At 69.7% G+C, this 11,755-nt stretch carries 10 protein-coding genes; 9 read left to right on the top strand and 1 reads right to left on the bottom strand.

The genetic code is table 11. The features are described from left to right. Positions 1-91: 91 nt before the first annotated feature. Positions 92-346, bottom strand: coding sequence for a hypothetical protein (locus B2K11_RS06530; protein ID WP_163617413.1), 255 nt, complete (start codon positions 344-346; stop codon positions 92-94). Between the two features lie 137 nt (positions 347-483). Here B2K11_RS06530 and B2K11_RS06525 point away from each other — a divergent pair, with 137 nt between their 5' ends. The 9 genes from B2K11_RS06525 (at position 484) to B2K11_RS06485 (ending at position 11,743) form a co-directional block, all read left to right on the top strand. Further along, positions 484-1,965, top strand: coding sequence for a trehalose-6-phosphate synthase (locus tag B2K11_RS06525; protein ID WP_204260024.1), 1,482 nt, complete (start codon positions 484-486; stop codon positions 1,963-1,965). After that, complete coding sequence (otsB, locus tag B2K11_RS06520) at positions 1,962-2,756, top strand: trehalose-phosphatase (protein WP_163617412.1); 795 nt, start codon at positions 1,962-1,964, stop codon at positions 2,754-2,756. The genes B2K11_RS06525 and otsB overlap by 4 nt, the downstream gene beginning before the upstream one ends. Positions 2,757-2,851: 95 nt before the next feature. Further along, positions 2,852-4,570, top strand: coding sequence for a dihydroxy-acid dehydratase (gene ilvD, locus B2K11_RS06515; RefSeq protein ID WP_163617411.1), 1,719 nt, complete (start codon positions 2,852-2,854; stop codon positions 4,568-4,570). Between the two features lie 47 nt (positions 4,571-4,617). Then, positions 4,618-6,423, top strand: a complete 1,806-nt coding sequence (locus B2K11_RS06510; RefSeq protein WP_163617410.1) for an acetolactate synthase large subunit — start codon at positions 4,618-4,620, stop codon at positions 6,421-6,423. A gap of 4 nt (positions 6,424-6,427) precedes the next feature. After that, entirely contained in the window at positions 6,428-6,937 is a 510-nt protein-coding gene (gene ilvN / locus B2K11_RS06505) for an acetolactate synthase small subunit (RefSeq protein ID WP_163617409.1), read from the top strand. Between the two features lie 41 nt (positions 6,938-6,978). Next, positions 6,979-8,004, top strand: a complete 1,026-nt coding sequence (ilvC, locus tag B2K11_RS06500; RefSeq protein ID WP_163617408.1) for a ketol-acid reductoisomerase — start codon at positions 6,979-6,981, stop codon at positions 8,002-8,004. A gap of 145 nt (positions 8,005-8,149) precedes the next feature. Continuing rightward, positions 8,150-9,985 (top strand): 5'-nucleotidase C-terminal domain-containing protein, encoded by a 1,836-nt coding sequence (locus B2K11_RS06495; RefSeq protein ID WP_239525778.1) that lies wholly within the window; start codon positions 8,150-8,152, stop codon positions 9,983-9,985. Positions 9,986-10,065: 80 nt separating this feature from the next. Continuing rightward, on the top strand, positions 10,066-10,782 hold the full coding sequence (locus B2K11_RS06490; RefSeq protein ID WP_163617407.1) for a copper homeostasis protein CutC: 717 nt from the start codon (positions 10,066-10,068) through the stop codon (positions 10,780-10,782). Between the two features lie 106 nt (positions 10,783-10,888). Continuing rightward, positions 10,889-11,743 carry a peptidoglycan-binding protein gene (locus B2K11_RS06485; RefSeq protein WP_163617406.1) on the top strand — a complete coding sequence of 285 codons (855 nt, stop codon included), beginning with the start codon at positions 10,889-10,891 and terminating at the stop codon, positions 11,741-11,743. The last annotated feature ends 12 nt before the right edge of the window (positions 11,744-11,755 follow it).

Raw genomic sequence — 11,755 nt, 5'->3', positions numbered from 1 at the left:
CTGGGTGGCTCGAGCGCTTCGTCTCGGTCGCTGGCGCTCCCTCGCTCAACGACCGGAACTTTGCTCGCGGGGCGCTGACTGCGAGCGCGGGTCAGCGGTCGAGGCGGCGCTTGAGGAGCTTCTTCTCGCGGCCGTGGACGGGGGAGTCGTTCGCGATGACCCCGCCACGTGATGCCCGTCGCACGTCGACGATCGCGCCGATCGCGAGGGCCAGCGTGATGCCCCAGCTGAGCCACCCGAGTGCCATGCGCCAGGTGAAGGGCTCGTTCTCGCGGAGACCCCTCAACAGCGTCAGCCCGCCGGTGAACGCGGTGAGGATGCCGGTGCCGAAGACGTACTTGCGCATGAGGCCACGTTAGCGCGGCAGCCGTGGCGGGCGCGCCCCTTGACATGGGCACGCCTCGCACGTCAAGGGCGCTCGGGCCGGAGGGCGCGCTGTTAGCCTGGGCCCGTTGCCGAGTCCACGAACCGTCAGGAGCCCGCGTGACAGACCCCCACCCTCCGGCCGCGCCCGAACGCATCGCCGAACTGGTCGTCGTCGCCAACCGCCTTCCCGTCGATCGAGTCGTGGACGGCGACGGCGAGGCGGGATGGCGGCGCTCGCCCGGCGGGCTCGTGACCGCGCTCGAGCCGGTCATGCGACGTGCGGACGGCGCGTGGGTGGGATGGCCGGGCCAGCCCGACATCGAGGTCGGCCCGTTCGAGTTCGAGGGCACGCATCTCGTGCCGGTGATGCTCACTTCCGAGGACGTCGAGCTCTACTACGAGGGCATGTCGAACGACACCATCTGGCCGCTCTACCACGACGTCATCGCCGAGCCGCGGTATCGCCGGGTCTGGTGGGATGCGTACGTCAAGGTGAACCGGCGCTTCGCCGAAGCCGCCGCCGCGGTGGCCGCGGACGGCGCCACCGTGTGGGTGCAGGACTATCAGCTGCAGCTCGTCCCGCAGATGCTTCGCGAAGCGCGCCCCGACCTCACCATCGGCTACTTCCACCACATTCCCTTCCCGGCATACGGGCTGTACTCCCAGCTGCCGTGGCGCCGCCAGGTGCTCGAGGGGCTGCTGGGCGCGGACGTCATCGGGTTCCAGCGTGTCGCGGATGCCGGCAACTTCGCCCGCGCCGTGCGTCGTCAGCTGCGCTACGACACCAAGGCATCGGGCATCACCGTCCCCCGCCCGGACGGCACCAGCCGACGCGCGCTGGCGAAGGCGTTCCCCATCTCGATCGACGCCTCTTCGTACATCGAGCTCGCCCGGCGCGACGATGTGCGGGCGCGGGCGAAGGAGATCCGCGAGAGCCTGGGAAACCCGAGGAAGATCCTGCTGGGCGTCGACCGGCTCGACTACACCAAGGGCATCCGCCACCGGATGAAGGCCTTCGGCGAACTGCTGGAGGACGGCAAGATCGCCGTCGAGGACGTGACGCTCGTGCAGGTCGCGAGCCCGAGCCGGGAGCGCGTCGCGGCCTACATGCAGCTCCGCGACGAGATCGAGCTCACCGTCGGCCGCATCAACGGCGACCACGACACCATGGGCCACACCGCGATCCGCTACCTCCACCAGGCCTACCCCCGTGAAGAGATGGTGGCGCTGTTCCTCGCGGCCGACGTCATGCTGGTCACCGCGCTCCGCGACGGCATGAACCTCGTCGCCAAAGAGTACGTCGCCTCCCGCATCGACAACCGCGGCGTGCTGGTGCTGAGCGAGTTCGCCGGCGCCGCCGACGAGCTCCCGAGCGCGGTGCGCATCAATCCTCACGACATCGACGGCATGAAGGACGCGATCATGCGCGCCATCGAGATGCCGTCCGCGGAACAGGGCCGCCGCATGCGGGCACTGCGCCGGAAGGTGGTCGAGAACGACGTCGCCCGCTGGTCGCGGTCCTTCCTCGACGCCCTCGACGGCGCCCGCGAGCGCAACAGGTTCCCCGCCCTCAACCGGGCGGCGGAGGCGAACGCATGACGGTCGATCTCGCCGACGACGTGCGCGAAGCGATCACCGGCATTGCGGCATCCGATCTTCTGCTCGTCGCGCTGGACTTCGACGGCACCCTGTCACCGCTCGCGGACGACCCGATGGCGGCACGGATGCTGCCTGCCGCGCGCGACGCGGTGAGGGCCGTGGTCGCCGCACCCGACACCGTCGTGGCGCTGGTCTCGGGGCGCAGCCTCGTCGACCTGCGGGTGATCGCCGAGCACGACGACACGTCGCGCGTGCTGCTCGCGGGATCCCATGGTGCGGAGTTCTGGAGCCCGGACGAGGGGCTGCGGACCCATGGCGAGGACGAGGCCGATGTGGCGCTGCGCGACGCGATGCGGGCGCATGCCGAGGCTGCGACCGCGCACCTGGACGGCGTCTGGATCGAGCCGAAGACCTTCGGGTTCGGCGTGCACACCCGACGCGCCACCGCCGAGGCCGCCGCAGAGGCGAATCGCCTGGCCGATGAGATCGTCGCGGCGGAGGCCCCGCACTGGCGCCGGCGCACCGGACACAACATCGTCGAGTTCGCCTTCCGTCACGAGGGCAAGGACTCCGCGATCGCGGAACTGCGGGAGCTGATGGGCGCCACGGCCGTGCTCTTCGCCGGTGACGACGTCACAGATGAGGATGCCCTGGCGAGCCTGGGCGCCGATGATCTGGGCGTGCGGGTCGGTGACGGCCCGACAGCCGCCGCCGTGCGCGTGCCCGACATCGCCGCACTCGCCGACCTCCTGACGCTGCTCGCGTCAGAGCGTGTCCGCTTGCGCAGCTGAGCCTCGCGGCCAGCTGTCCCTCGGCCCGAGGCGGCGTGCACCCGGGAATCCGAAACCTCGGGAGGGCGATCCGCCGCGCGGCATAGAATCAGACAATGGCCCAGCCCCCTTCGCCCGCTGACAACACCATCGATATCAAGCCCCGCAGCCGCGTCGTCACCGACGGCATCGAAGCCACGACGTCGCGCGGCATGCTCCGCGCCGTCGGCATGGGGGATGCGGACTGGGACAAGCCGCAGATCGGCATCGCGTCGAGCTGGAACGAGATCACCCCCTGCAACCTGAGCCTCGACCGGCTCGCACAGGGCGCCAAGGAGGGTGTGCACGCCGGCGGCGGGTACCCGCTGCAGTTCGGCACGATCTCGGTGTCGGACGGCATCTCGATGGGCCACGAGGGCATGCACTTCTCGCTCGTCTCGCGTGAGGTCATCGCCGACTCGGTCGAGACGGTCATCATGGCCGAGCGCCTCGACGGCTCGGTGCTCCTCGCCGGCTGCGACAAGTCGATCCCCGGCATGCTGATGGCATCCGCCCGGCTGGACCTGTCGAGCGTCTTCCTCTACGCCGGCTCGATCGCGCCCGGCTGGGTCAAGCTGTCGGACGGCACCGAGAAGGACGTCACGATCATCGACTCGTTCGAGGCCGTCGGCGCCTGTCTCGCGGGCAAGATGAGCGAGGCCGACCTCAAGCGCATCGAGTGCGCGATCGCGCCGGGCGAGGGCGCGTGCGGTGGCATGTACACCGCGAACACGATGGCCTCGGTCGCCGAGGCGCTGGGCCTCAGCCTCCCCGGCTCCGCAGCGCCGCCCTCGGCGGACCGCCGCCGCGACTACTTCGCCCACCGGTCGGGCGAGGCCGTCGTCAACCTGCTGCGTCAGGGCATCACCACGCGCGACATCCTCACCAAGGAGGCGTTCGAGAACGCCATCGCCCTCGCGATGGCGCTCGGCGGCTCCACCAACGTGGTGCTGCACCTCCTCGCCATTGCCCGCGAGGCCGACGTCGACCTGAGCCTGCACGACTTCAACCGCATCGGCGACAAGGTCCCGCACGTGGCCGACATGAAGCCGTTCGGCAAGTACGTCATGAACGACGTCGACCGCCACGGCGGCATCCCGGTGATCATGAAGGCCATGCTCGACGAGGGCCTGCTGCACGGCGACGCGCTCACCGTCACCGGCAAAACCCTCGCCGAGAACCTCGCCGACCTCAACCCCGACCCGGTCGACGGCACCGTCATCCACACGTTCGACAACCCGATCCACGCGAGCGGCGGCATCACGATCCTGCACGGCTCGATCGCGCCGGAAGGCGCCGTCGTGAAGTCGGCCGGCTTCGACGCCGACGTGTTCGAGGGCCCCGCGCGTGTGTTCGAGCGCGAGCGCGCCGCCATGGACGCCCTGGAGGCCGGAGCCATCCAGGCGGGCGACGTCGTGGTGATCCGCTACGAGGGTCCCAAGGGCGGCCCCGGCATGCGCGAGATGCTCGCCATCACCGCCGCCATCAAGGGCGCTGGGCTCGGAAAAGATGTACTACTCTTGACGGACGGACGATTCTCAGGCGGCACAACCGGCCTGTGCATCGGCCACATAGCACCCGAAGCGGTGGACGCTGGTCCCATCGCCTTCGTGCGCGATGGTGATCTGATACGGGTCGATATCGCGGCTCGCACTCTCGACCTACTCGTCGACGAGGCTGAGCTTGACTCCCGCCGCTCTGGCTGGGAGCCGCTTCCTCCGCGCTATACCCGTGGCGTTCTTGCCAAGTACTCCCGACTCGTGCGCTCCGCTGCGGAGGGCGCGACCACCGGTTGAGCCTGGTTTCCGGCATCCCGTCCGACCCATCTGTGAGGAATCTCACCATGTCAGCCGACACCGCCGCGGCCGTTCCCCGGCCGCCCGCCCGCACCGCCTCGACGCCCGTGCTCACGGGCGCCGAAGCGGTCGTCCGCTCCCTCGACCTGTTGGGGGTGACCGACGTCTTCGGTCTTCCCGGCGGGGCGATCATGCCCGTCTACGACCCCCTGATGGACGACGAGTCGGTGCGTCACATCCTCGTCCGCCACGAGCAGGGCGCCGGTCACGCCGCCGAGGGCTATGCCGCGGCATCCGGTCGCGTCGGCGTCGCCATCGCGACCTCCGGCCCGGGTGCCACCAACCTCGTCACCGCGATCGCCGACGCCTACATGGACTCCGTGCCGATCGTCTGCATCACCGGGCAGGTGTTCTCGACCCTCATGGGGACGGATGCCTTCCAGGAGGCCGACATCGTCGGCATCACGATGCCGATCACCAAGCACTCGTTCCTGGTGAAGCGCGCCGCGGACATCCCCGGCGCGATCGCTGCGGCGTTCGAGATCGCGTCGACCGGTCGCCCCGGTCCCGTGCTCGTCGACATCACGAAGGACGCCCAGCAGGCCGAGGCGCCCTTCGTGTGGCCGCCGCAGATCGACCTCCCCGGCTACCGGCCGGTGACCAAGGCGCACGGCAAGCAGATCCAGGCGGCGGCGCAGTTGATCGCCGACGCCAAGAAGCCCGTGCTGTATGTCGGCGGCGGTGTGATCCGCTCGCGAGCGTCCGCCGAGCTGCGCTCGCTGGCCGAGACGACCGGCGCTCCCGTCGTGACCACGCTCATGGCGCGCGGCGCGTTCCCGGACTCGCACCCGCAGCACCTCGGCATGCCCGGCATGCACGGCACCGTCCCCGCGGTGCTCGCGCTGCAGGAGGCCGACCTGCTCGTCGCCCTCGGCGCGCGGTTCGACGACCGCGTCACCGGTAAGGCGGCGCTGTTCGCACCGAACGCCAAGGTCGTGCACGTCGACATCGACCCGGCCGAGATCTCGAAGATCCGCACCGCCGACGTCCCGATCGTCGGCGACCTGAAGGACGTGCTCGTCGACCTGGATGCCGCCTTCCGTGCGGTGAGCGACGGCTCCGCTCCCGACATCGGCGAGTGGTGGTCGTTCCTCGACGGCCTGCGCGACGAGTTCCCGCTCGGCTACACGCAGCCGACCGACGGACTCATGTCGCCGCAGTACGTGATCAAGCGCATCGGCGAGCTGACCGGGCCCGAGGGCATCTACGCCGCGGGCGTCGGTCAGCACCAGATGTGGGCTGCGCAGTTCATCAAGTACGAACGTCCGAACGCCTGGCTGAACTCGGGCGGCGCCGGCACCATGGGGTACTCGGTGCCCGCCGCCATGGGCGCGAAGGTCGCCGAGCCCGACCGCCACGTGTGGGCGATCGACGGCGACGGCTGCTTCCAGATGACCAATCAGGAGCTCGCCACCTGCGCGATCAACAAGATCCCGATCAAGGTCGCGATCATCAACAACTCGTCGCTGGGCATGGTGCGTCAGTGGCAGACGCTGTTCTACGACGGCCGCCACTCGCACACCGACCTCAACACGGGTCACGGCACCGTGCGCATCCCCGACTTCGTGAAGCTGGCCGAGGCCTACGGGTGCCTCGCGATCCGCGTCGAGAAGGAGGAGGACGTGGATGCCGCGATCCAGACCGCCCTCGAGACCAACGACCGCCCCGTCGTCATCGACTTCGTCGTGAGCGCCGACGCGATGGTGTGGCCGATGGTGCCCCAGGGCGTCAGCAACAGCTACGTCCAGTACGCGCGGGATCACTCGCCCGCCTTCGACGAGCAGGAGGACTGAGGCCATGACGAGTCACGTGCTGAGCCTCCTCGTGGAGGACAAGCCGGGTCTGCTGACCCGCGTCGCCGGGCTGTTCGCACGGCGCGGCTTCAACATCGAGTCCCTCGCGGTGGGCGTCACCGAGGTCCCCGGCCTCTCCCGCATCACCGTGGTGGTCGACGTCGACGAGCTGCCGCTCGAGCAGGTCACCAAGCAGCTCAACAAGCTCATCAACGTCATCAAGATCGTCGAGCTCGACCCTGTGGCATCCGTCCAGCGTGAGCACATGCTCGTGAAGGTGCGCGCCGACAACCAGACGCGCTCGAACGTGCTCGAAGTCGTGAACCTCTTCCGTGGACAGATCGTCGACTACGCGCCCGACGCGCTCGTCGTCGAGGTGACCGGCGACAAGGGCAAGGTCGACGCCTTCCTGCGGGCTCTCGAGCCGTTCGGCGTCAAGGAGCTGGCGCAGTCCGGCCTCGTCGCCATCGGCCGCGGCGGCAAGAGCATCACCGAGCGCGTCCTGCGCGGCTGACACAGACCACAACGACCACAACATCAAGGAGAAACACGAAGATGGCTGAGATCTTCTACGACGCCGATGCCGACCTGAGCATCGTCCAGGGCAAGAAGGTGGCGATCGTGGGCTACGGCTCGCAGGGCCACGCGCACGCCCAGAACCTTCGCGACTCGGGTGTCGAGGTCGTCATCGCGCTCAAGGACGGCTCGAAGTCGACCGAGAAGGCGCAGGACGAGGGCTTCGAGGTCAAGTCGGTCGCCGATGCGGCCGAGTGGGCCGACCTCATCATGATCCTGGCACCCGACCAGCACCAGCGCTCGATCTACAGCGAGAGCATCAAGGACAAGCTGACGCCGGGCAAGACGCTGGCCTTCGCGCACGGCTTCAACATCCGCTTCGGCTACATCGAGGCGCCCGAGGGCGTCGATGTGATCCTCGTCGCCCCGAAGGCCCCCGGCCACACCGTGCGTCGCGAGTACGTCGCCGGTCGCGGCATCCCCGACATCATCGCGGTGGAGCGGGATGCGTCGGGCAACGCGTGGGCGACCGCGCTCTCGTACGCGAAGGCCATCGGCGGCACGCGCGCGGGCGTCATCAAGACGACGTTCACCGAAGAGACCGAGACCGACCTGTTCGGTGAGCAGGCCGTCCTCTGCGGCGGTGTGTCGCAGCTCGTCCAGTACGGCTTCGAGACCCTGACCGAGGCGGGCTACCAGCCGCAGATCGCGTACTTCGAGGTGCTGCACGAGCTCAAGCTCATCGTCGACCTCATGTGGGAGGGCGGCATCGCCAAGCAGCGCTGGTCGGTGTCCGACACCGCCGAGTACGGCGACTACGTGTCTGGCCCGCGCGTGATCGACCCGCACGTCAAGGAGAACATGCAGGCCGTGCTCGCCGACATCCAGTCGGGCGCGTTCGCGCAGCGCTTCATCGACGACCAGGACAACGGTGCCGTCGAGTTCCTCGAGCTGCGCGAGAAGGCCGCCGCCCACCCGATCGAGACCGTCGGCCGGGACCTGCGCTCGCTCTTCGCCTGGAAGCAGCAGGACGAGGACTACGTCGAGGGCAACGCCGCGCGCTGACCCGAGGCGGAAGACCCGGCCCCCTTCGTCGGGGCCGGGTCTTCGGCGTCTGCGCCGCCTTCCACGGAAGCTGAGAGTTTCCTCATGAGCCGCTCCTTGTCGCAGGAGGCACGCGCGTGATGTGATCCTCGCCATGGCACAACACATGGCTGATCACGAACCCGACCACGACATGCCCCCTCTGGCGGACACCCCGCCACGGTCCGGCCTCAGCCGTCGGAACTTCCTCGTCGGCGCCTCGGCAGCCGGCGTGCTCGCCGCGGCGGGCTGGGTGCAGACGCCGCGGGCAGTGGCGGCCGGCGGAGGGAAGTCCGTCACCATCACGATCATGGGCACCTCCGACATCCATGCCAACGTGCTCAACTGGGACTACTACAAAGACGCGGCCTACGGCGACAGCGCCGGCAACACCATCGGCCTGGCGCGCGTGTCCAGCCTCGTCAACCAGATCCGCGCCGATCGCGGCCGCGAGCGCACGCTGCTTTTCGACGCCGGCGACACGATCCAGGGCTCTCCGCTCGGGTTCTACTACGCGACCGTCGACCCGGTGACCGAATCCGGCGCCGTCCACCCGGTCGCAGCGGGGTTCAACGCGATCGGGTACGACGCCGTGGCGCTCGGCAACCACGAGTTCAACTACGGGCTCGACTTCCTCGACTACTGGATCTCGCAGCTGGATGCCCCGGCGCTGGCCGCCAACGCCGTGCGTGCGGGCACCACCGAGCCGGCGTTCCAGCCCTACATCGTCAAGAAGATGCACGTGCCCGGGTACAAGCCGATCCGCGTCGGCGTCCTGGGGCTCACCAACCCCGGCGTGGTGATCTGGGACAAGAGCAACGTGAGCGGCCGGATCGACGTGCTCGACGTCGTCGAGACGGCGGCACGCTGGGTCGCCGTCATGCGCGCCGAGGGCGTGGACGTCGTGGTCGTGAGCGTGCATGCGGGCGACAGCGGTCTGTCGTCCTACGGCAGCGACATCCCGGTCGAGAATGCTGCGCGCATGCTGGCCGAGGAGGTGCCGGGCATCGATGCGATCCTGTTCGGGCATGCGCACGCCGACAAGCCCGAAGTGCGGGTGACGAACAAGGTCACCGGCAAAGAGGTCGTCATGAGTGAGCCGAAGAACTGGGGCCAGCGGCTCAGCGTGTTCGATCTGGAGCTCACGATGGAGCGGGGCCAGTGGGCGGTCACCACCGCGAGGTCGCTCACGCTGAACACCAACACCGTCGCCGACGATCCGGCACTGGTGCAGGTCGTCCAGGCGCAGCACGACGCCGTCGTCGCGTACGTGAACACGCCCGTCGCGACGTCCTCTGAGACGCTCGCGGCGGCCGAGTCCTGTTGGAAGGACACCGCGATCCTCGACTACGTGAACCACGTGCAGATCGACGTGGTCTCGAAGGCGATCGCGGGGACGGCCGAGGCATCGCTTCCGATCATCTCGCTCGCGGCGCCGTTCAACCGTGCGGCGACCTTCCCCGCGGGGCAGGTGACGATCAAGGATGTCGCGGGACTGTACATCTACGACAACACGCTGCTCGGATCGGTGCTGACCGGAGCCCAGATCAAGGATTACCTCGAGTACTCCGCGAAGTACTTCCTGACCGTCGCGCCGGGCGCGCCGGTGGCCCCGGCCACCTGGACCAACGCGCAGGGAACCCCGGACTACAACTTCGACCAGTTCTCGGGTGTGACCTACGACATCGACATCTCGCAGCCGCAGGGCTCGCGCATCGCGAACCTGGCGTGGGAGGGCACACCTGTGGCCGCCGACCAGCGGTTCGTGGTCGCCGTCAACAACTACCGGCAGTCCGGCGGTGGCGGCTTCCCGCACATCGCCGCCGCGCCGGTCGTGTACAACGCCCAGGTCGCCATCCGCGAGGCGATCGTGGCCTACGCGTCGGCGACGGGGGTGATCGACCCCGCGGACTTCCACGTCGTGAACTGGAGGCTCGTGCGGGCCGGTACGCCGGTCTTCTGACCCGGCGATGGCCCGGCTCCCTCGGGCGGGAGCCGGGCCATGGGGGTACCTCCCCGGCGGTGCACGGATAGGCTCGCGGCATGCGCGCACGTCGTCCGGTCGAGATCGCCGTCCAAGACCCCGCCGGCGCCCGCGCCGCCATCGGCGCGGGGGCGGCGCGACTCGAACTGTGCCAGGCGCTCGACGTCGGCGGGCTCACCCCGTCACTGGCGACCCTCGAGGGGGTCCTGGCCGCGGTCGACCCGTCGGCGGTGAACGTCCTCGTGCGTCCCCGGGGTGGCGGCTTCGTGTACAGCCCCGAGGAGGTCGCTCTGGTGGCCGCCGACATCCGCGCCTGCGTCGATCGCGGTGCGGGCGGCGTGGTCGTCGGCGCCCTGACGCCGGCCGGAGGCCTCGACGTCGACGCACTCCGCAGATGGCGGGATGCCGCGGGCCCCGCCACGCTCGTCTTCCACCGCGCCGTCGACGCCGCAGCCGACCCGGCCGCGGTCTTCGACGCGCTCGTGGCGGAGGGCGTGGACCGTGTGCTGACTTCCGGCGGCGCACCCCGGTCCATCGACGGCCTCGCCGCGCTCGCCGCGTTCAGCGCCCGGTCAGGGGCTGTCGAGGTCATGGCCGGCGGTGGTGTGCAGCCCGCCGACATCTCCGCGCTCTTCGCCGCCGGCGTCGACGCCGTGCACCTGTCGGCGCGTTCCCGCGCAGGCCGCGACGCGCCATCGGGACCAGGCGGCGGCTCGGCCGGACACGACGTCACCGACCCCGGGATCGTCGCAGAGGCTGTCGCAGCCGCCGGCTGAGCTTCCGTCCCGGCTTTTCGGGGCGGACGTATCACGGCGCGTCTGCGGCACCTCGGAATCGAGTGGGGCGCAAGCCCCGCATCGGACACCGATCAGAGGAGCCGTCATGAACGTCGAACCGTGGAGCACCGTCGGAGTGGGATCGTCTGCCGCGATCGTCCCCGGCATCCAGTACCTGCTGAGGGCACACGGCCATGCTGTGGCCGTGGACGGCGCGTACGGGCCTGCGACAGCCGCCGCCGTCAGCGCCTTCCAGACGGCGCAGGGTGTGCCGTCCGACGGCATCGTCGGGCCCATCACGTGGCCCCGCCTCGTCATCGCCGTGCAGCAGGGGTCGACCGGCGACGCCGTCCGGGCCGTCCAGCAGTTCGGGCTGCTGCGCTCGCCGGGGGAGGACCCGCTCGTCGTCGACGGCGACTTCGGCCCCATGACGAAGGAGCGGGTCGAGTTCTTCCAGGAGTCGTGGGGCCTCTCGCTCGACGGCGTCGCAGGACGCGAGACCTGGTCGTTCTTCAGCACTTTCGTGCCGGGCGAGCGTCCGTGGGCGCTCGTGAAGCAGGGATCGTCGCAGGCGACGAACTGGCGCGTGCTGGCGGCGCAGCATCTGCTGCGCGCGCACGGGGCGACGATCGCCGCGGACGGTGCATTCGGGCCGCTGAGCGGCCAGGCCGCGCGCGCCTTCCAGCAGACGCTGCGTGCCGTGGAGATCTCGACCACCCTCGGCCAGCTGGATTGGCCGAGCCTCATCATCACCGTGAAGCAGGGCGACGGTCCGGCGGGGGCGAAGGGCGAGGCGGTTCGTGCCGTGCAGACGCTGCTGGCCGGAGTGACCGTCGACGGGGACTTCGGCCCGCAGACCGACGCCGCGGTGCGGGAGTTCCAGGGCGTCTTCCTGCCGCCCGCCGACGGCATCGTCGGTCATGAGACCTGGCACACGCTGATGATGCGCCTGTTCGACTGAGCTCGGGATGCC

Origin of the sequence: Microbacterium sp. B35-30 (genome assembly GCF_010634855.1) — a bacterium.
Classification (GTDB): Bacteria; Actinomycetota; Actinomycetes; order Actinomycetales; family Microbacteriaceae; genus Microbacterium.
This window is presented reverse-complemented; position numbering and strand designations above follow the sequence as displayed.